This window comes from 'Nostoc azollae' 0708 (assembly GCF_000196515.1).
In the GTDB taxonomy this organism is placed as follows: domain Bacteria; phylum Cyanobacteriota; class Cyanobacteriia; order Cyanobacteriales; family Nostocaceae; genus Trichormus_B; species Trichormus_B azollae.
In genome coordinates this window covers 2,608,815-2,629,971 of sequence record NC_014248.1, presented here as the reverse complement: position 1 = coordinate 2,629,971, position 21,157 = coordinate 2,608,815, and the positions used below count along the sequence as shown (strand labels likewise).

Below are 21,157 nucleotides of genomic sequence, written 5' to 3'. Positions count from 1 at the left end.
AACTGATTCATTACCGAAATGGTGGAGAATAAAGTAATCCACCTTTTATAGCAAGTTGATTTTGACCACGGGGGAGATTGAGTTTTGTTTTTCCACCCAGGTTACGATCGTAAACTTCACCATAGTTACCAACGTGCTTGACTATCCTCGCTGCGAAATCATTTGTTAAGCCAAGTCCTTCACCTAAATTTCCTTCTGTTCCCAAAAAACGCTTAATATCTGGGTCATTACTATTAGTAAGTTGTGCGATATTCTGAGAATTAATTCCCAACTCTTCAGCCTTTACCAATGAATAAACAACCCATTTAACGATATCATTCCACTGAGGATCTCCTTTAGCAACTGCTGGTGCTAGAGGTTCTGAAGACAGTAATTCATCCAAAATAATATTATCTTCCGGTTTGGGTAAAGTCGTACGTCGAGAAATCAAAGCCGAACGATCAGTAGTCACACCATCACAACGTCCTTCAGCATAGGTTGCAAATGTAATATTAACGTCTTCAAAAACAACGGGTTTATAAGTAATAGAACGTTTCCGCATTTGGTCTGCTAAATTTTGTTCTGTAGTTGTACCAGTTTGAGTGCAAATTGCTTTATTTTTCAGATCTGCTAAAGATTTGATTCCACTATTTTTACTAACCATAATTGCTTGACCATCATAAAAAATCACAGGTGCAAATTGCAAACCAACTGAAGTCTCTCTACTCATTGTCCAAGTAGTATTGCGGCTGAGTAAATCTATTTCCCCAGTTTGTAAAGCTGTAAATCTTTCTTTAGTATTCAGGTTGCGAAATTCTACTGCATCTGGATTATCAAACAAAGCCGCAGTTACAGCACGACAAACATCTACATCAATACCGCTATATTTAGCGTCAGTTCCCACAAAGCTAAATCCTGGTAATTCACCGCTAACACCACAAATCAACTTGCCACGGTTTTTAACTGTACTACCAATATTACGAGATACTTGGGTTGCAGGAGCGCTGGCTGTATTTACCTGTGTTCCTGACTCACCACTACAAGCAGCAAGGGTAAAGAATAGAGGAGCGCTCGCTAATATAAAAGCAGATTTAAGCATATATTTGAAATTTGTTTAACAAGATGTATATATGAAGTAACCCAATTTATGTCAACCTCATAATAGAATTTAAACTCACAACCTCTACTCCACAGTAGTTGTATTTTTGATTCATGGATGTTGAAAGTCGAAAATTAATGAATTGAATTAGTTAATTTTTTCAAAATTTACATATAAGTAGAACGACGTGAAAAAACAAAAGTATGTAAAAAATGTAAATTAGCCTGAAAACCTCTTCACTCTTGCATACATGAGTCTCTTTTGCCCTTCGGGTTCTCCAGTGGCAGCCTGGGGGAAGGCGAAGCGCCTACATGGGGGAAACCACTTGCTTTATGCTGGGAAACCCGTCCACCGCAGTGGCTCCCCAAGACCGCGCTGGTTCACCTCTTGCCTTGTCATAACGACAATTTTTAACCCCCACTTACTTAATATGCGAATAATCTCCAATTAGAATTAGTGAATAAATAATTATTAATTAATCAGCCACACTCAAACATGAGTTTACCAAAATTTTGGTACTTACTCTCACTTTTTTCGCTCAAGTTGTGGAATCTGCATAAATTCTAGACAACTGCCAAAAAGTAGCTGCATCAATCTAAATCAATGTCCATAGCAGGTTACACTAGGTGTGGTGACAGCCGCTCCACCGTTCCTTAATGAGGCTTTTATGGGAGCTAATCTGAAACAGATAGCCAATTACTTAGACAACCTTGGCTGGGAATACCGTTTTGATGAAGAAGAAGACCGGATTATTACAGGTGTAGAAGCTGATCACCTAGAAGATTTTCTGATAGTCGTTCAGTTGGATGAAGATGGAAAATTTTTCCGAGTCTTTGCACCTCAAGTTCTCGCAGGAGTGAAAGAGCATCCATACAAAGCTTCTATCCTGCAAACCATGCTGGCCATTTCCTGGGAAACCAAAATGCTGCAATGGGAGTATGACCCCTCCGATGGTGAAATCCGTGCCATTATTGAGTTTCCCCTCGAAGACTCAATTCTCACCGAAAGACAATTTCACCGTTGTTTGAGTGGATTAATTCAGGTTGTTGACAGCATAGCCTTACCGCGACTACAACAGGTGATGGCCACAGGAGAAGATCCAGGCAATCTAGAACTTGGAGAAAGACTGTTACTAAGTATCCAAGAAGAAGCACCAGGATTACTGGATCTGCTAGAAAAAGCAATGGAAGCTCGGAAAAAGCGGGGAAGTTTTCCCAATGAGTGAGGCGGAATATCACTGAAATAGCTATACTCCAAAGTGATAACCTCACTAATATACTGAAATTTTTTAAGGCTGGATTTTATGACATCCTATACAACCTCCTCAGCTAAAGCGGAAATGAGTGAACTCCGACGCTTAAAAAGCTTGCTACCGCCAGAATTGCAGAGTTGGGTAACAGTTGAAGGCACAACCGAGGTCAATCCACCCCTAGTTCGTTGCGAAGAAATTGGTAAAGACCAGGTAGAAATTCAAATCGACTTGGTAAAATGGGATGCTTTGGCAATGGATCAGCGTAATCTCCTATTCTGGCACGAAGTAGCTCATGTGCAGAACGACACAATTCCTAAAGACGGCTGGGAAATGGCAGCACTAGCAATCGGTTTAGGTGGTGCTGTGGGAGAGTTATGGGTACATGATGGCTTGCTACTGGTCTTAGCTTTAGCTTTGTGTGGTGTTTCTGGTTGGCGACTGTATCAAAAAAATAATGGTGACAAGCAACTCAAAGAATTAGTTGATGCTGACGAAAAAGCGATCGCACTAGCTACTCGTTTTGGTTATAGTCTCCCCAACGCCTACAAGAGTTTAGGTAGTGCCTTAAAAACCTTAATTGACACCACCCCCGGTAAGCGTCAGCGTTCTCGCTACGAAGCTAGGCTTTCTGCTCTTAAACGCAGCGCCAATAAAGCCAAAGCCAAATCTAAGCCCTCTGATGAAGGTGGATTGTAGACGACTAGGAGACTGGGGACTGGGGAGATGGGGACTGGGGAGATGGGGAAGTAAAATCATCCTCCTCATCCTCCTCATCCTCCAACAACCTACATCTGATTCAGCATTTTATGGGTCTGCGGGATCACCCGCACTTGTTTAACAAACTTCTTCATCAAAGCTTGCCATTCTAAAACTTGCTGTGGAGCAGGAGCTTCCACAGGTACTGAACTGAATTGTTGAGACTCCGCTAAAGGTGTCACAGGTTGTAGAAAGATGGGGATATCCTGACCAACCTCAGCAACTAACAAAGCCGAGCGTTCGAGTTCGCCAGGATCTGTCCTTTGAGAGACAATTATCTTGACAAAAATATCTAAATTTGCCTCAAAGCATATTTGGAGGAATTCTTTATGTTCTGTCCAATGAGTTTCGCCACTCACACTAGGCAATTTTAAATCCATACCTACAGAGTCGAGGTAGGGGAGAATCATGGCCAATTGATCAGGGCGATGTCCTCCAGTTTCCAGGTAGATAGGTAAATTGGTCTGGGCTCGCACTTCGGGTAAAAATTGCGCCAAAAATGGGGCATGAAGAAGTGGTTCGCCTCCAGTTAAGCTAATGCTATCGTGTAGAAAAGGTAAATTTTGCCTTTCCACCCATTTTATCAACGTGGCTGGAGGAATAGGATTAGAGTGCATTTCAAAATCTCTCAATCCAGGGGAAAGCTCTATTTTACATAGAGATGGTGCATCCCATGTATGGGCGCTATCGCAAAAGTGACAACGCAAGTCACAAAGACCAAAGCGAATAAAAATTTGGCGTGTGCCGACATTGAGTCCTTCCCCTTGAATAGCAGAAAAAACTTCAACCAGGCGTGCAGTAGGTTTAACCGTAGTTTTAGCAATCATGAGATGATAGATAGCGGTGCGATGATCACACCGTAGGCACAAGAACAGCAAAAACAGGAATATTTGCAGCTTCTTGTTCCATTGTGAACTGTATTTAGCGATCCCCAATCTCTGAGCGAAAAACTGACTATTTGTACCAATACTTGTCGGTTAAGAAGGAAAAGGGAATGGAGAAAGAAAAAGAAAAAACCGTTCTTTCACCTTTAAACTTTTCTCTTTAACCAATTAAAAGTTTAAGTTACAAAACCCCGTGCAGTATTGTTACCTCTCCTTAATCCTACTTTTTAGAATTTAGGTTAAGTAATTTTCCAGGACAAAATAATGTTTGGCAGATTAGATTTAGATGGCAACTAAAGTGCATAGCTTCATGAGTAGCCAACCCACAGAGGCAGATTTCCCAGTTACTTACCTGAACGATACAGCTATAGTGCAGGTGTCTATGCGTTTGAGCGTGCTTGAGGCTGTTGGCTTTAAGCAAACCTGCCAAAACTTAATCCAAGCTGATTCACATCCCCAGCAAGTTGTCCTTGACTTCCAAAATACTATTTTTATGGATAGTAGTGGTTTAGGGGCTTTGGTAAGTAATTTTAAATATGCTCAACAAAAAGGAATCGCATTCACACTTCGTAATGTTACCCCTCAAGTTATGGCAGTGCTAAACCTGACCGGATTAGATCAGGTATTTTCTATTGAGTCTATTAACAGAATCGAACCCATAGAATCCAGCGGCCTTGGAGATAGTCAGAGAAACATGATGCCTCGAAAAGTAGAGCCGTTACCTCAAACTCATCCTTCTGTGGCCTCTTGGATGAAAAGACTGATTGATATAGTTGGATCATTAGTAGGTTTAGTTATTACAGGTGTTTTACTTATTCCCATTGCGCTCGCTATTCAAATAGACGATCCCGGTCCTATTTTCTTTAGTCAAATTCGTTGCGGCTGGATGGGTAAGCGTTTTTCTATTTGGAAATTTCGTTCTATGTGTGTTGATGCGGAAGCTAAAAAATCTCAAGTCAAAAACCAAGTAGAAGGTGCTTTTTTCAAAAATGACAACGATCCGAGGATTACAAGAATAGGACGCTTTTTGCGTCGTACAAGTCTAGATGAACTACCACAATTCTGGAACGTCCTCAAAGGTGAAATGAGTTTGGTAGGTACTAGGCCACCTACCCCAGATGAAGTAGAAAGATATGAAGTACCAGAGTGGCAGCGTTTCGATGTCAAACCAGGAATGACAGGCGAATGGCAAGTAAACGGACGCTCCACAGTACGCAGTTTTGAAGATGTAATTCGCTTGGATTTGCAGTATCAGAAAAATTGGACTTTACTTTACGATTTAAGACTGATTCTCAAAACCATAACTATATTGTTTAACAAAAACAGTGGTGCTGTTTAACTGATAACTGTTAAACAGCACCACTGTTGAAGCTAAAAACTACCAAGTTTCATTTCTGAATTTACCCAGACCTGTAAAAGCGGGTCTGGGTAAATTTTGCTCTAAGCTCAGTGTTTATAGCACCTTCCAGCGAAATATAAGTAAATAAATGAGCATCAGAAGTGTTTTTATACTGAATTCAAGTTCAACCACACATAACATGGAAGTTGTCTTAATGTAAGATTACTGAAAAATTTGAATCTTCTTTAACAAAAGATATCAAAATTTACACAATCTTCAACGAAAAGTTACTGACAAGCACGAAGTATAAAGAGATAATGAAGTTATCCAAGAGATAGTATACTCCTAAGTGACTTTGACGACAGATACTGATTGTCAGTTAACAACAACCAGGAAACTCCGACTAATTTGTTATGCGGATTTTAATTTACTCCTACAATTATTACCCAGAGCCTATTGGTATTGCGCCGCTAATGACTGAATTAGCAGAAGGACTGGTGAAACGTGGACATCAAGTACGGGTAGTTACAGCTATGCCCAACTATCCTGAACGTCAAATTTATGAGGACTATCGCGGCAAACTGTATTTAACAGAATATAAAAATGGTGTTCATATCCAACGCAGTTATGTTTGGATTCGCCCCCAACCCAACCTATTAGATCGGGTAATGTTGGATGCTAGTTTTGTAGTCACCAGTTTTTTACCTGCAATCATGGGCTGGCGACCTGATGTGATTCTTCTGACCTCCCCATCTCTTCCAGTTTGCTTACCAGCAGGCCTTTTAGGATGGTTACGCTCCTGTCCAGTCATCTTAAATTTACAAGATATATTACCTGAAGCAGCTATCCACGTTGGTTTACTGAAAAATCAATTACTAATCAAGATATTCACAGCACTAGAAAAATTTGCCTACGCCTCGGCCACTAAAATTAGTGTAATAGCTGATGGGTTTGTAGAAAACTTACTTTCCAAAGACGTACCAGCCAACAAAATTGTGCAAATTCCTAACTGGGTTGATGTCAATTTTATTAGCCCCTTACCAAAAGAAAATAACCCCTTTCGCGCTACACATAACCTGAATGGTAAATTCGTAGCTTTGTATTCTGGCAACATCGCCTTAACCCAAGGTCTAGAAACAGTAATTAAAGCAGCCGCCAAATTAAGTCATATCACAGAAATTGCTTTTGTGATTGTTGGTGAAGCCAAAGGCTTAAAAAGACTGCAACAGAAATGTTTGGACGAAGGAGCAGACAACGTTTTGTTATTACCATTTCAACCTCGTCAAGACTTACCGCAAATGTTGGCAGCAGCAGATGTAGGGCTAGTGATACAAAAGAAAAACGTGATCTCCTTCAATATGCCATCAAAGATTCAGGTTTTACTTGCCAGCGGTAGAGCGTTGGTTGGCTCCGTACCTGATAATGGCACAGCAGCCAGAGCAATTAAACAAAGTGGTGGTGGAATTATAGTTCCTCCAGAAGATTGCCAAGCCTTAGCAACAGCGATTTTGGAATTGTACCAAAACCCGGCACAAGTAAAGACTCTGGGCTGCAATAGCCGTCAATATGCTGTTGAGCAATACGCCTTTGAACAAGCCTTAAATCATTATGAGACATTGTGTTATTCATTGACCGCCGATGCTAAAACCATTCAGCCTGCAGTTGTCACAACAGCAGCTAATAAAAAGGGTGTAGGGGTGTAGCTCACAGGTGTAGGGGGAGAGAAAGAGGCTGAACCGTATTGAGAGGGGTTTAGGGGGAAGGATTCTGCTTGCTGCTTCCTAGCTAATTGTGAAGCCAGCACCATAAACACCTATTTTTTTGTTAGTATTTAAAAAAACCTATTCACAGAATCGCAAGTTGTTTGTAAGTGTAGTAGTTGCCAACGTAGTTAACACAAGCTCACATTCTCAACTTTTGATGATTCAAGATTTGTCAAAAACTTTTGCCTGAGTTTTGTTGGTCATTATCTTGACTACGACATATCAGACAAATTGTGAAAAAAGGAAAAACGCACCTGAGGTTGAATGACTAATTATTTCCAAGGAAATTTCCCATTAGAATCTGTCCCGCTAACAATAACTACAGTGAAAAGCCCAATGGCTGGGACTGAAGATGTGAGCGGAAAATTAGCGATAACCATTGCTGAAGCAGGATCAGAACGCAAAGCTGGTGAGATTTTATTGCTCAGAGTAGCAGATATCTGTTACCTATCTGATTATTTTGTGATGATGACTGGCTATTCTAGGATACAAGTGAGGGCGATCGCCTCAGCAATAGAAGCAAAAGTCGAAACTGATTGGCAACGTCGTCCCTTAAGGACAGAAGGAAAAGCTGAGGGAAGTTGGATATTACAAGACTATGGTGACGTCATTGTTCACATCATGATGCCTAAAGAACGGGAGTTTTATAATTTAGAAGCGTTCTGGGTTCATGCCGAACGCATTTCGCTACCAAACGCTGATGACGGTAACCCAAAATTATGAGAGCCTCGGTTTTTGATTGCCCAGTTCCTACAGAACAACAACCGCTTAATGAGTACGAAGAATTAAAAAATTCCTGGCTATTTCGCGATACGACCTTAACCTGGGGTAATTACACCAAGAAAATTTTTTGGATTTGGGGTTGGTCGTGGCTGGTGGCAGGTCCAGTAGCAGCGGCCAGCTTTCCTCCACAAAAGCATATTTTTTATTTTATTCTTTGTGGATCTGCTGCCGCTAGTGTAGGACTAGTGCTGCTGTTAATGCGGTTGTATTTGGGTTGGTTCTACGTGCGTGATCGCCTCTACAGTCCCACCGTATTCTATGAAGAATCTGGTTGGTATGACGGACAAACCTGGACAAAACCCCAGGAAGTCATTAGCCGTGATCGCTTAATTGTCACCTATGAAATCAAACCCATCCTCCAACGCTTGCAAATTACCTTTGCAGGTTTGGCTTTAATGTATCTTATTGGTACTATACTTTGGCATTTGCTATAAATTAGTCATAAGTTATTAGTCATTAATGTTACACAACTAACAATTGATAACTGACAACTGACGACTAACAACCTACAAAATAGATATAAACCCATGACAATGGGAAAACGAACACAAGCTACAGCACTGGAAGTCCGGTTGCTGCGGGAAGGTATTATCGAATCTCGGCATATAGTCCAGGCTGTAGTTAGCGACAAACGGGGACGAGTTCTGTCTGTTGCTGGCAACGCCGAAACCGCTGCATTTGTCCGTTCTGCCCTTAAACCATTTCAAGCACTGGCTCTCACCAGCACAGGCACACTGGAACGGTATGATTTGAGCGATCGCGACTTAGCAATTATCACCAGTTCCCACAAAGGCAGCATGGAACAGGTGCGACAGGTATTTAACATACTTTGGCAAGCTGACCTTGACCCCACAGCCCTACACTGTCCAATTCCCCAAGGTAAGAGCAGTGCATTAGAATATAACTGCTCTGGCAAACACGCAGGAATGTTAGCTGTTTGTCAGCAACGCCATTGGCCTTTAACCAGCTATTTGGATCGTAAACACCCAATTCAGCAGTTAATTATCACCAAAGTTGCAGAATTGCTGCGAATGCCAGCAGAAGAATTTCTCACCGCCCATGATGACTGTGGCGCACCCACATATTTAATGCAACTTAGTCAAATGGCATCTTTATATGCTGTACTTGCCTCTAGCAATAGCTTGGATATGGAGCGCATTGTCCGCGCCATGAACCATCATCCCACGATGGTGGCTGGAGATGGGGAATTTGATACCGAATTAATGCGCCTAACTCCCAGTGAACTGGTCAGTAAAGCTGGTGCAGAAGGTGTGCAGTGCATCGGCCGACTTGGTGAAGGCATGGGATTAGCAATTAAAGTCATGGATGGAGCTAAACGCGCAAAATATGCCGTAGCCATTCACCTGCTGCAACAAATGGGCTGGATTACTCCCAGCGTCGCCCAGAGCCTATCTGAGAAGTTTATGAACCTGGGAAAATACAAACGTTTGGAAGTAATTGGAGAATTATCGCTTTTGTAGTTGACAAACTTTTGACTTCGCGTTATATTAAGGAAGTGGAGAAACAAAAGCAACGCGGGATAGAGCAGCCTGGTAGCTCGTCGGGCTCATAACCCGAAGGTCAGTGGTTCAAATCCACTTCCCGCCACTAAATTAAAAGATGAAACCCTGTAATCTTAATAGATTGCGGGGTTTTGTTTTAGGCGGTACTTGAAGCTTATCGAAAAAATGAAGTTGTATGTTAATGAAGTTGTATGTTAATGAAGTTGTATGTTAATGAAGTTGTATGTTAATGAAGTTGTATGTTAATGAAGTTGTATGTTAATGAAGTTGTATGTTGAGGAAGTTACTTGAATGAAAAAGTAGATAGCAGCTGATATATTAGGTCTGTGATAATTAGGCATTTCTTGATAATTGATAATATGCTATCTCGTAAGGTGTGTTATCCAGAAGTACGGCACTCTCTTTTATTGATATTTAATCGGTGCGTTACCCTAACACACCCTACTTTTATAATGAGGAGTTGGTGTTATGGAATGTTTGGGTTAGTGCGATTTGTGAACGTATAATTGAACATTTATCCTAAGCATTCAGCTAATGCCTAACGGCACGCTATGCGAACAGCCATAAGCTTTTTCAGGCTCACACCAAACAATACCTATTTGATAATTAACCAATTTCTCAAACATTCTGACTCTTGACTCCTGAATGCTTAGTATTTATCATCTTGTACATCCTTAAATCCTGTAAATCCTGATTCAGACAATTTTCAATCACGATTTACAAGATGATACTATCAAAGATAGTGATTGGAGCAATAAAATTATGATTTCGATTAATGAACCTCAACAGCAATTACAGGATTATGAGGAATAATGCTCTTTATCAGCAACCTCAGCAAGTTGTAGAATTAAAATTAACTTTGTTCTCTAATTTAACCTAATCTGTGACTACTACACCCCTTTTCCGCAACTTGCCACAAACTGCTTCAGTTCCCGATATCTTGGGACGCTTTGGCCCCTTTGGTGGTAAATATGTTCCTGAAACTTTGATGCCTGCTTTAGCTGAACTGGAAACAGCGTATCAGCAATACCGCAATGAACCTAGTTTTCAGGCAGAATTACAAGGTTTGCTGCGAGATTACGTAGGACGTGCGACACCTTTATACTTTGCTGAACGTCTTACAGCCTATTATGCTCGTCCTGATGGCACAGGAGCGCAAATTTACTTAAAACGTGAAGATTTAAATCATACTGGGGCTCATAAAATTAATAATGCCATTGGTCAAGTATTGTTGGCAAAGCGCATGGGTAAACAGCGGATTATTGCCGAAACTGGTGCAGGACAACATGGTGTAGCGACGGCGACGGTTTGCGCTCGTTTCGGGTTGGAATGTGTAATTTATATGGGTGTTCACGATATGGAACGCCAAGCTTTAAATGTATTTAGAATGCGGCTGATGGCGGCTGAAGTTCGTCCTGTGTCTGCGGGTACGGGAACTCTCAAAGATGCGACTTCTGAAGCTATCCGCGACTGGGTGACAAATGTGGAAAGCACCCACTACATTCTGGGTTCTGTAGCTGGACCCCATCCTTACCCAATGATGGTACGTGATTTTCATGCGGTTATTGGTGAAGAAACTCGCGCTCAAGCTCAGGAAAAATGGGGCGGTTTACCTGATATTCTGATGGCTTGTGTGGGTGGTGGTTCTAATGCTATGGGACTATTTCACGAGTTTGTTAAAGAGCCATATGTGCAGTTAATTGGTGTGGAAGCTGCTGGTGAAGGTGTGAATACTGGCAAACACGCGGCTACTTTGACAAAAGGACAAGTTGGTGTATTACATGGCGCGATGAGTTATCTGTTGCAAGATGATGACGGACAAGTAATTGAGCCACACTCGATTAGTGCAGGTTTGGATTATCCTGGTGTGGGTCCAGAACACAGCTATATGAAGGATATTGGCCGGGCTGAATATTATAGTGTGACAGATGCTGAGGCTTTGGAGGCATTTCAACGCCTATCGAAGCTAGAAGGAATTATACCAGCATTGGAAACTGCTCATGCGATCGCTTATTTAGAAACTTTGTGTCCTCAAGTTAGTGGTAGTCCTCGTATTATTATTAACTGTTCTGGACGAGGTGATAAGGATGTGCAAACAGTAGCAAAATTTTTAACTCCTCAGTAAAGATGTAAGTAAGTTAGTAATAATTCAGGAGTCAGGAATCAGGAGTCACAATGTTTGAAAAATCGGTTAATTATCAAATAGGTATTTTTGGTGTGAGCCTGAAAAAGCTGACGCCTGATTGCTGAATTCTTACGAAAGTTATCAACTTATCCCTACGCGAATAACTTTTCTGTGAATGTTTACTTGCTAGTTTTAGTATCCATGACATCTGTCAGTGGATACTATTTTTTATATATTTTTTTGATTAATAATGTAGTGTCAATAAAAGTTAATCACGGGATGCATTGACTACAGACAAATGCTGGATACTAATTTTGGGGAAAAGGTCATAAAATTGGCAGATTTTCAGGAAAGTGAACTGACAAACCTGATATATCAAATAAGTAAGTGGGGGTTAAAAATTGTCGTTATGACAAGGCAATAAGTGAACCAGCATGGACTTGGGGAGCCACTGCGGTGGAGGGGTTTCCCAGCATAAAGCAAGTGGTTTCCCCCATGTAGGCGCTTTGCCTTCCCCCAGGCTGCCACTGGAGAACCCGAAGGGCAAAAGAGACTCATGCAAGAGTGAAGAGGTTTTCAGGCTAATTTACATTTTTTTACATACTTTTGTTTTTTCACCTCGTTCTACTTAATTCCTCAGTTGATGAATACTTGACAGTATCCTGGTACTTCTTCTGACCATTAGAAGATAGAGTATATGTCTAATAAATCCATACAATACCTAATTCTCTATGTTCCGACAAACTGCTTTTGGCATGGCTTTAAGTACGCTTGTCCTTGCTAGTGGATTGATGACTGCTCCTATTCCCGGTAATAATTTTACTAAAAAAAACGCTCATACTCAGTCATTCAATACTTCTAGTCAGGCAGCTCTGTCGAATTTTAATTCTCAAAATTCTACTTTAGAAAAATTAGTTTTTGAGCAAATTAATCAATATCGGGCCTCTCAGGGACTTTCACAGTTAACGTTAAATGCAAATATTACTCAACAGGCCAGAATTCACAGTCAAAATATGGCTAAGGGTACAGTTAAGTTTAGCCATCATGGTTTTGAACAGCGCGTTAAAGCTATTCCTCTTAAATATGATAGTGCGGGGGAAAATGTGGCTTTTAACATTGGATATAGTGATCCAGCACATCAAGCTGTGGTTGGTTGGCTCAATAGTCCGGGACATTTGAAAAATATTCAAGGAAAATATAAACTTACAGGGGTAGGTGTAGCCACTAATGCTAAAGGTGAAGTCTACCTCACGCAAATATTTATCAATACTAGATAGATTTTATTGCGGACTTTCTGCACATAATAATTTAGTGTCTGAGAGTGTAATTTCAAGACACTATAATTAATTTATTTCTGAAGATTTCATGACATTACCAGATTTTCAGGTTAGCGATCGCGATTTAGATGCAGCTTCCCTCTCTGAATATTTGCAATCTGAGGCCATTGCTGTTGATACGGAGACTATGGGATTATTACCGCAGCGAGATCGCTTATGTCTCGTCCAGTTGTGCAATTCACAAGGGAAAGTGACAGCTATCTGCATCGCTAAGGGACAAACAGAAGCTCCAAATTTAAAACAACTTTTGGAAGCAACCCACATCCTCAAAGTATTTCACTTTGCGCGGTTTGATGTTGCTACTTTGCGTCATAACCTAGAAATTCAGGTTCAACCTGTTTTTTGCACCAAGATTGCTAGTAAATTAGCCCGTACTTATACCAATCTTCACGGACTCAAGGATGTGGTGCAGGAGTTAGAACAAGTAGAACTTGATAAAAGCGCCCAAAGCTCTGATTGGGGTAACGCGGTTAATTTATCTGAGACGCAACTGAGTTACGCCGCCAATGATGTGCGCTACTTACTCAATGTACAACAAAAGCTCACCCAAATGCTGGAACGAGAAGGACGTTGGGAACTTGCTCAACAATGTTTTCAAGTTCTACCAACATTAGTTTCTTTGGATTTATTACAATTCAAAGATTTATTTGAACACTAGGAATAATTAGTAATTCGTAATTATTGATTTTCTCCTATCTCCTCCCAGTTCCCAGTCCCCAATCCCCAATCACTTCTGCTGAGTCTCTATATGATTTTGAATGCGGGAGACAACATTGTAATCATCTGCAGCTGCGGGAGTTCTTGATTCTATAATTCCTTCTGTTGCGCCACCAATCGCTTTCCATGCACCAAAGCCACCTTTGAGTTGAGATACATTTTTAAATCCAGCGGAACGTAATATTTGGGCAGCTTGAGTAGTTTGTCCATCATTAGTGCCGTAAATGTAAATATCGCGGCTGGTATCTAAAGATATTGCTGCACGCTCTGTTAGTTCATCTATGGGCATAGACATTGCTCCCATAATATGACCTTCATTATAGATTGAGCGATCGCGCACATCCAAAATTGTGAACGCTGGTTCACCCCATTCCAGGCGAGACTTAACTACATGAACATCAGACTCAGCCTCTATTGGTGGCTGTTGGGCAATAATGCCACTCATGAGATTGTTAGCCATAGCTTTTCATATCGAGTAGGTTAACAAAAACTTAACAAAATCTAAACACTACCTTTATCTTTCTTCAGTTATAAGCCTGGTAAAATCTCTCTTGAGATATATTAAAATGATAAAAAATCCTTTATCTTTCTTCAGCTATAAGCCTGGCAAAATCTCTCTTGAGATATATTAAAATGATAAAAAATCCTTTGGGATTTGAGCAAATTAAAATTAATCTAAATAATAAAATTTTTTAGAATTTATCAAATATAGTGTGACGACAAACTACAAGAGATTGCAGATCAATGAGGTACAGAATCTAAATTGAAACCTAGAGAAAAAGAGAGTTTTAGTCCTGACTCCTGACTCCTGCTGTATACGCAGTAAATATTAACTGTGTATACCAGAACGGATGAGAAATTTTAGTGCGTTTTAACTCTTCTGTATTACTCGCTGTTTTTGTTGCAGCCATTTTTTTATATATGTACATAATACGCTTATTTATTTTTTGCGTGATCGCCTAATGTACTTAGCATCACTGGTGCGCCTAGTTTTCAAGATATTGTAAATTTATACCAAAATTTTAAAAAAAAATACCAAAATCATACATTACCGATACATTTTAGAAGCTTTATTATGAAGTTTGCATAAATTTCCGGAAAAATTAAGTGTTTACGAAGATTACAACATTTTTCATACTTAGTTTATAGTAGGAGCAAATATACTCTTCAAAAAGAACACCTAAACTCATCTATCGCTACAGAAAATCAATAAATCAATAAACAGACTGCATTGCACTATGGATACGCTTCCCATGACTACCCCTAAGATTATGATTGTCGATGACGATTTCAGTGTCAGAAATCTCGTCTATCGGTTTCTCAGTCGAAAATATCGAATAGAATCGGCCGCAGATGGTAAGAGTGCTATGGCATTATTTGAACAATTCAATCCAGCTTTGGTAATTCTGGATTGGAATTTACCAGATGTTAATGGCTATAAACTCTGTCAAGAAATGCAAAGTCGTACAAATGTTTTAGTTTTGATACTTACTAGCCGGAATGATGAGGCTGATAAAATTAGCGTTTTGGCAGCAGGTGCAGATGATTTCATGACTAAACCATTTAGCTTAGCAGAAGTAGAAGTTAGAGTAGAAGCACTTTTAAGACGAATTCGTTACATCCACCCTAGTCAATCACAACGCCTTGTTTTTAAACAACTGGCAATTAACCCAGAAGGTCGAGAAGTGACACTAAACGATAAACCTTTAGCCTTAACTGCTTTAGAGTTTAATATCTTACATTTTTTAGCCAGTCATCCCGGTCAAGCTTGGAGTCGTCCGCAACTAATCCAAAAAATTTGGGGTTGTGATTATGTGGGAGATGGACGAGTTGTAGATGTGCATATTGGTCAGCTGCGTAAAAAAATGGAAGTTGACTCTAGTACACCAGAATTTATCAAAACAGTACGGGGTTATGGTTACAAGTTTGAACCACCGGAAGGCTCTAAAGTTTAAACTCTCGATACTAAGAGCAATTCATGAACACATTATTGAATTGAGGCTTGATTAGATAATTCGTCTTATTTTTGATTTTTGCAGCTAAAGTCTATCAGGGAATTTGTGTCTACTCAAGCCTCATGGCAATTTTGAATTTTGAATTTTTGTTTAAGTCTCCCTAATTAAGTTATTCCATAACTATAAAATGTAGGCTCAATATATATATTCTTTTTAAGATTAATTAAATTAAAGAAACTAATGAAAATTACCGTCATGAGTTTTAACCTCCGCTACGACAAACCGGATTCGGGGGTCCGTCAGTGGGAAAAGCGTATAGGTGCCATCGCATCGGTCATTCAACACTATCAACCTGATTTAATTGGTACACAAGAGGGTAAAACCCCTCAGCTTAGTAATTTACAAGCACTTTTACCAGAATATAAATTTATTGGGGGCGATCGCACTGGGACAGGAGAAGGTGAACACTGTGCAGTTTTTTACAATCCCCAACGCTTAGAACTTCAGCAAACCAAAGATTTTTACCTCAGCGATACTCCAGAAATTCCTGGTAGTATTACTTGGGACACTCGCTTACCACGCATGGCAACTTGGGCTAATTTTACAGTTGGTAATCCTAGTATTTCTCTAACTATTGTCAATACTCATTTAGATCACGAAAATGCTAAAGCTAGAGAGTTAGGTGCAGCTTTAGTTATTCTACGTTTAATGGAATTTCCGTCAGAAGATTATTTACTGCTAACAGGGGATTTTAACGCTAATCCCACTACCTTAGCACGGATGATCTTAGCCGATAATTACAAAATACAAGATGCTTTAGCAACTCTTCCCTTAGACAAACAGAAAACCTTTCATGAGTTTACAGGTGAAGCTTGGGATGCGATAGATACGATATATTGTGATCGCCGTTTCCAAATCGAACAAGTAATTATTGACCGTCAACAGTGGGAAGATATTTGGCCTTCTGATCATTTTCCTGTAATTGTAAAATTACAGACAGTTTCATCTTAATTAAATTGGGAGCATCCCAAATGTGTAAGTCTCATGTGTAAGTCTATTCTCATGCTGTAGTTGCTTCCCGCAGGGTATGAAGCGCAGCACAATGTTCACGCAGTGTCCCCAAGGGGGATACACCTCACTCCGTTCCGTATGGCTTAAGCCAAGCTTCGCTAACAGAATGACAATTTACTAGGAGTTACGCATTGACAAAAAAACTCATCCATGAGTATTACGCAGCACCAGCATTATTGGTAAGATTTTCTACAATAATGTAGTTGCGCACAACTAAAGTGAACATAATTTCTGTGTTTTAATTCCTTGGCTATCTCTAACCATAAATCGAAAAATTCCACATACTTGTTTGATGGCTCTATGAAAACTTTTAATCCCCCAATGAGCATCATGAATTTTTACAAATTCACTTTTGGTGATTTGATTGAGAGCTTCTTCATCTGGTAGATACACTATACCCCACCACCTGAATCCTTAGCCTGAATCCTTAGCAAGATCCTTTGGCTTTACGAATATCCTAGACTTGAGTCCGGTATTTAAATCAAGTACATACCACAACCTACTTTTATTTGGGTTAGATGTTCAGGGGGCTAGGCTTCACTGTACAACCTACACTCTATACCTCTGTTTCACTAACTCAACTCCTAACTTGATCGCTGCTTTCATACTTGTTGCGTCAGCAATACCCTTTCCCGCAATATCAAATGCGGTTCCGTGGTCCGGTGAAGTTCTGACAAATGGTAAACCAATGGTGGTATTTACAGCGCGGTCAAAGGCCATCAACTTGACGGGAATTAAACCTTGGTCATGGTAAAGTGGCAAGTAAGCATCAGCGGGATTTTTGATATCAGAATTACCATACCAAGCTTGACCAGGTTTAACCCACATTGTATCTGGCGGTATAGGTCCTTCTAGTTCTAAGTGGGCGCGTTTTTGCCGTTCTTCCTGTAACCAGGGAATTAGCCAATCTATTTCTTCTCGTCCTAATTGTCCCATTTCTCCACTGTGGGGATTTAAACCTGCGATCGCAATTCTTCCATTTTCGATACCAAAATCCCTTTGTAAACACTCCTCTAATAAATCAAGTTTCATTGTTAATAATTGCGGTGTTAAGGTTTCAGATACTTTACATAAAGGAATATGTGTAGTAGCAAGTAGAGCGCGGATAGTCCAACCTGTAAAGGGCGAGCGCGCTACAAATAACATTCCAAAACGCTCCACACCTGCTTTTTCGGCTAACAGTTCCGTTTGTCCTGGGTAATTGCATCCAGCCGCTTTCCAAGCAGATTTAGCGATGGGTGCTGTGACGATACCATCAAAATCACCAGCCAAAGTTTGCGCTATGGCACATTCCATATAAGCAAAACTCGCCGCACCACTAACCTCATTACCCACCCCGGTCATAATTTCGTCTGAATGTGGCACATCAATCACAGATAAATCTGCTGGATTTGCCAAATATACCCAATTACTCGTATTAGCAGTTAAATTCTTATACTCTTTAGTGAGTAAATCACGACAACCCACTACAACCACATGACAGTTTTGGGTAACTTCCGAATCTGCCAAAGCCTTCAAAATCACCTCTGAACCGATTCCAGCAGGATCTCCCAATGTTACCGCCAAACGTGGACCTTGATTAGTCATGAGTCAGTGGGAAAATTACTTTCTGTTAATTAACCTATATCGCCGTATCCCAGCGCCAATTCCAATTAGCTGCTAAAGTAGTTTAGAATTATTCACAAAGGTCTAATCCAATAGCAGTAACAGACCTAGTTTACCTGATTTATGACGGGCAAAAATAAGATTTCAAACATCAACTCTAATTTACCCCTCTCAGAAACAGGAAACATAAATAAACAATTCACAAAGGAGAATCACAGAAAATGGGCAGCGAAATCTTAAATGCAGCTATGTTGTCTTTCGGCTTAATCTTCGTAGGCTGGGGCATTGGTGCTTTGTTACTGAAAATTCAAGGCGCAGAAGAATAAGCAGAGATCCAGGGGGTAGGGGCAGGAAGAGAAAAATTAATTCTTGCTCCTGAACTCCTGAGAAAAATGTAAAGTTTTATTTCCATAGCTAAATTCTGTTAAGATTCTTTTCATAAAACATTAAAATTTATAAAGACCCTCATGACATTATTAATCGTCGGTGCCACTGGCACCTTAGGAAGACAATTGGCTCGTCGTGCTATCGATGAGGGATATAAGGTACGCTGTTTAGTCCGAAGTACGAAAAAAGCTTCATTTCTTAAAGAATGGGGAGCAGAACTGGTCAGAGGAGACTTGTGTACACCCCAAACCCTAGAAGCAGCATTAGCAGGTGTAACCGAAGTGATAGATGCTTCTACATCTCGCCCCACAGATTCATTAACTATTAAACAGGTAGATTGGGAAGGTAAGGTAGCATTAATTCAAGCAGCAAAAGTAGCTGGTGTGGAGCGTTTTATCTTCTTTTCAATTCTTGATGCTGATAAATATCCCAACGTACCGCTGATGGAAATTAAGCGGTGTACCGAATTGTTTCTAGCTGAATCTGGCTTAAATTATACAATTCTCCGTTTAGCTGGGTTTATGCAGGGATTAATTGGTCAATATGGCATACCCATTTTGGAAAATCAGCCGGTGTGGGTGACCGGTTCTTCATCACCTGTAGCTTATATGGATACTCAGGATATTGCTAAATTTGCTATTTGCGCTTTGAGTGTGCCAGAAACCCAAAATCAAGCTTTCCCTGTGGTTGGTACTCGTGCTTGGAGTGCAGAAGAAATAATTAACATTTGCGAACGCTTGTCTGGGAAAGATGCCAGAGTAACACGGATGCCCATTGGCTTACTGCGTAGTGTACAGGGGTTGCTGCGGTTTTTTCAATGGGGATGGAATGTTGCCGACAGACTAGCTTTTACAGAAGTTTTAGCCAGTGGAATAGCCCTAAATGCTCCAATGGATGAAGTATATACAGTATTTGGTTTAGACAAACAACAAACAGCTACTGTAGAAACATACTTGCAAGACTATTTCAGCCGGATTATGAAAAAGCTGAAAGAGTTAGACTATGAAAAAACTAAGAATAAAAAGCAAAAAGATACAAAGACTCCTTTTAAACAGTCTTCAAAAGTTAATAGCCAATAAAATAATTGATTAATATGGAGTTAGTAGTGGCGCATTAACTACGCCTTTAAGAGTCTACTTTTGGCTACTTAAGAATCCCTGTCTCTTTAGAGCGGGGAGTGGACACTCCACTTGTTGGGTTTTGCACCGTATTCAGGGATTAAATTTATGATACCATCAAATCTCTGAGGTCTAAACCCCTCAAATGGCTTTCATCACCGGATTCAAAGACATTAAACACTAAAAATTTTTTGGGTTTTTAGGGTTTAATTCCGGGGTTTTCAGCCTATTTTCTTATAAAGATTAAGAATCGCCTAAAATTGGATATTTAAGTGTGCCGAAAGCAGGCATTATTTACAACGACATCAAGCCGATAGCGGTTCGTGTCGCTATCGAACTGAAAAATCAGCTAACCGCAGCTGGTTGGGATGTGTGTGTGACAACTAGTATGGGTGGTATACTCGGCTATTCCCATCCTGATAGTTCAGTATGCCACACGCCGATTACAGGTCTAAAACCCCCTGGTTTTGACTCAGACATGGACTTTGGGGTGGTGTTAGGAGGAGACGGTACTGTTTTAGCAGCGTCTCGTCAAGTGGCACCCTGTGGTATCCCTTTGTTGACGGTGAATACTGGTCACATGGGATTTTTGACAGAAACTTATCTTAACCAACTGCCCCAAGCCATTGAACAGGTAATGGCAGGTAAGTATGAAATCGAAGAACGAGTCATGCTCACCGTCAAAGTTGTACGGGAAGAGGCAGTATTATGGGAAGCTCTCTGTTTAAATGAAATGGTGCTGCATCGAGAACCTTTAACGTCGATGTGTCATTTTGAGATTGCAATTGGTCATCATGCAGCGGTGGATATTGCAGCCGATGGTGTAATTGTTTCTACTCCAACTGGTTCAACTGCTTATTCATTAAGTGCCGGTGGTCCTGTGATTACTCCTGGTGCACCTGTATTGCAGCTAGTACCAATTTGTCCCCATTCCCTAGCTTCTAGGGCTTTGGTGTTTCCTGATAGTGAACCGGTTAACATCTATCCAGTGAATATTCCCCGGTTGGTGATGGTGGTAGATGGAACTAGCGGGTGCTATATTATACCAGGAAATCGGGTATATTTGGAGCGCTCACCATATAATGCTCGCTTCATTCGCTTACACTCACCAGAGTTTTTCCGTATTTTAAGGGAAAAGTTAGGTTGGGGTCTACCACATATTGCTAAACCAAATTCAGTAGAATTACCTTAGTACCCAGTAGTAAGTAGTCTGTTATCAATCGTAGTCAAAACTGGTTTTCTTCCCGAATTGACAGTTAGGCAATTGTATTGGGAATGAGTAATTAAATTTGCATCTTGGGAAAGTCGATGTTTTATCCAGAACGTGCTAAAACATCGTTAATACCAATTTGTAACAAGTAGTATTGCCTGAAATTTATGCAACAAAGCAATAGCTAATAACTGATGGAATACAGTTTTTTCCATTACTAATTACCAATTACTAGTTACCAATTACTAGTTACC

Annotated in this window: 20 protein-coding genes, 1 tRNA gene and 1 pseudogene; 16 read left to right on the top strand and 6 right to left on the bottom strand. The window is 40.4% G+C overall.

The features are described from left to right. Nucleotides 1–10 precede the first annotated feature (10 nt). The gene (locus AAZO_RS11990) at nt 11–1,078 is read right to left on the bottom strand and encodes an amino acid ABC transporter substrate-binding protein (RefSeq protein WP_013191438.1); all 1,068 of its coding nucleotides are present in this window, start codon (nt 1,076–1,078) and stop codon (nt 11–13) included. Nucleotides 1,079–1,745: 667 nt separating this feature from the next. On the opposite strand from AAZO_RS11990, the gene AAZO_RS11985 reads away from it, so the two are divergent. Continuing rightward, nucleotides 1,746–2,303, top strand: a complete 558-nt coding sequence (locus AAZO_RS11985; protein ID WP_013191437.1) for a type III secretion system chaperone family protein — start codon at nt 1,746–1,748, stop codon at nt 2,301–2,303. Between the two features lie 78 nt (nt 2,304–2,381). Further along, entirely contained in the window at nt 2,382–3,026 is a 645-nt protein-coding gene (locus AAZO_RS11980) for a DUF3318 domain-containing protein (RefSeq protein ID WP_013191436.1), read from the top strand. 89 nt (nt 3,027–3,115) lie between these two features. Here AAZO_RS11980 and AAZO_RS11975 read toward each other — a convergent pair whose 3' ends face one another. Next, nucleotides 3,116–3,913 carry a 7-carboxy-7-deazaguanine synthase QueE gene (locus AAZO_RS11975; protein WP_013191435.1) on the bottom strand — a complete coding sequence of 266 codons (798 nt, stop codon included), beginning with the start codon at nt 3,911–3,913 and terminating at the stop codon, nt 3,116–3,118. Between the two features lie 343 nt (nt 3,914–4,256). Between AAZO_RS11975 and AAZO_RS11970 the strand changes: the two genes are divergently transcribed. The 9 genes from AAZO_RS11970 to AAZO_RS11930 all read left to right on the top strand — a co-directional run bounded on the left by AAZO_RS11970 (nt 4,257) and on the right by AAZO_RS11930 (nt 13,498). Then, nucleotides 4,257–5,309: an anti-sigma factor antagonist gene (locus tag AAZO_RS11970; RefSeq protein WP_013191434.1), complete on the top strand. Its 1,053-nt coding sequence runs from the start codon at nt 4,257–4,259 to the stop codon at nt 5,307–5,309. A 413-nt stretch (nt 5,310–5,722) separates the two neighbouring features. Then, entirely contained in the window at nt 5,723–7,012 is a 1,290-nt protein-coding gene (locus AAZO_RS11965; protein ID WP_013191433.1) for a glycosyltransferase family 4 protein, read from the top strand. A gap of 324 nt (nt 7,013–7,336) precedes the next feature. Further along, complete coding sequence (gene rsfS / locus AAZO_RS11960; RefSeq protein ID WP_013191431.1) at nt 7,337–7,795, top strand: ribosome silencing factor; 459 nt, start codon at nt 7,337–7,339, stop codon at nt 7,793–7,795. Then, complete coding sequence (locus tag AAZO_RS11955; protein ID WP_013191430.1) at nt 7,792–8,289, top strand: CGLD27 family protein; 498 nt, start codon at nt 7,792–7,794, stop codon at nt 8,287–8,289. Before rsfS ends, AAZO_RS11955 begins: the two co-directional genes overlap by 4 nt. Nucleotides 8,290–8,382: 93 nt before the next feature. Continuing rightward, the gene (locus tag AAZO_RS11950) at nt 8,383–9,336 is read left to right on the top strand and encodes an asparaginase (protein WP_013191429.1); all 954 of its coding nucleotides are present in this window, start codon (nt 8,383–8,385) and stop codon (nt 9,334–9,336) included. A 53-nt stretch (nt 9,337–9,389) separates the two neighbouring features. Beyond that, nucleotides 9,390–9,463: transfer RNA gene (locus tag AAZO_RS11945), tRNA-Met, on the top strand. 798 nt (nt 9,464–10,261) lie between these two features. Continuing rightward, the gene (gene trpB / locus AAZO_RS11940; protein WP_013191427.1) at nt 10,262–11,503 is read left to right on the top strand and encodes a tryptophan synthase subunit beta; all 1,242 of its coding nucleotides are present in this window, start codon (nt 10,262–10,264) and stop codon (nt 11,501–11,503) included. Nucleotides 11,504–12,234: 731 nt separating this feature from the next. Continuing rightward, the gene (locus tag AAZO_RS11935) at nt 12,235–12,780 is read left to right on the top strand and encodes a CAP domain-containing protein (protein ID WP_013191426.1); all 546 of its coding nucleotides are present in this window, start codon (nt 12,235–12,237) and stop codon (nt 12,778–12,780) included. Between the two features lie 88 nt (nt 12,781–12,868). After that, nucleotides 12,869–13,498: a ribonuclease H-like domain-containing protein gene (locus tag AAZO_RS11930; RefSeq protein WP_013191425.1), complete on the top strand. Its 630-nt coding sequence runs from the start codon at nt 12,869–12,871 to the stop codon at nt 13,496–13,498. A gap of 69 nt (nt 13,499–13,567) precedes the next feature. Here AAZO_RS11930 and AAZO_RS11925 read toward each other — a convergent pair whose 3' ends face one another. Both AAZO_RS11925 and AAZO_RS41360 read right to left on the bottom strand, forming a co-directional pair. Beyond that, nucleotides 13,568–14,017, bottom strand: a complete 450-nt coding sequence (locus AAZO_RS11925) for a rhodanese-like domain-containing protein (RefSeq protein ID WP_013191424.1) — start codon at nt 14,015–14,017, stop codon at nt 13,568–13,570. Nucleotides 14,018–14,345: 328 nt separating this feature from the next. Then, the gene (locus AAZO_RS41360; protein WP_266889141.1) at nt 14,346–14,468 is read right to left on the bottom strand and encodes a hypothetical protein; all 123 of its coding nucleotides are present in this window, start codon (nt 14,466–14,468) and stop codon (nt 14,346–14,348) included. 327 nt (nt 14,469–14,795) lie between these two features. Between AAZO_RS41360 and AAZO_RS11920 the strand changes: the two genes are divergently transcribed. Both AAZO_RS11920 and AAZO_RS11915 read left to right on the top strand, forming a co-directional pair. After that, the gene (locus AAZO_RS11920; RefSeq protein WP_041640169.1) at nt 14,796–15,512 is read left to right on the top strand and encodes a response regulator transcription factor; all 717 of its coding nucleotides are present in this window, start codon (nt 14,796–14,798) and stop codon (nt 15,510–15,512) included. A gap of 240 nt (nt 15,513–15,752) precedes the next feature. Continuing rightward, on the top strand, nt 15,753–16,523 hold the full coding sequence (locus AAZO_RS11915) for an endonuclease/exonuclease/phosphatase family protein (protein ID WP_013191422.1): 771 nt from the start codon (nt 15,753–15,755) through the stop codon (nt 16,521–16,523). Between the two features lie 276 nt (nt 16,524–16,799). Here the strand turns inward: AAZO_RS11915 and AAZO_RS11910 are convergent. Together AAZO_RS11910 and pdxA are read right to left on the bottom strand one after the other, a co-directional pair. Next, nucleotides 16,800–16,979: pseudogene (locus AAZO_RS11910) on the bottom strand (IS701 family transposase); the annotation flags it as partial. 153 nt (nt 16,980–17,132) lie between these two features. Further along, nucleotides 17,133–18,170 (bottom strand): 4-hydroxythreonine-4-phosphate dehydrogenase PdxA, encoded by a 1,038-nt coding sequence (gene pdxA, locus AAZO_RS11905; RefSeq protein WP_013191421.1) that lies wholly within the window; start codon nt 18,168–18,170, stop codon nt 17,133–17,135. A 239-nt stretch (nt 18,171–18,409) separates the two neighbouring features. On the opposite strand from pdxA, the gene petM reads away from it, so the two are divergent. The 3 genes from petM (at nt 18,410) to AAZO_RS11890 (ending at nt 20,885) form a co-directional block, all read left to right on the top strand. Beyond that, nucleotides 18,410–18,514 (top strand): cytochrome b6-f complex subunit PetM, encoded by a 105-nt coding sequence (gene petM / locus AAZO_RS11900; protein WP_013191420.1) that lies wholly within the window; start codon nt 18,410–18,412, stop codon nt 18,512–18,514. Between the two features lie 141 nt (nt 18,515–18,655). Further along, a complete protein-coding gene (locus AAZO_RS11895) occupies nt 18,656–19,654 on the top strand; it encodes an SDR family oxidoreductase (RefSeq protein ID WP_013191419.1) in 999 nt (332 codons plus the stop codon). Between the two features lie 313 nt (nt 19,655–19,967). After that, nucleotides 19,968–20,885 (top strand): NAD(+) kinase, encoded by a 918-nt coding sequence (locus tag AAZO_RS11890; protein WP_013191418.1) that lies wholly within the window; start codon nt 19,968–19,970, stop codon nt 20,883–20,885. Nucleotides 20,886–21,157 lie beyond the last annotated feature (272 nt).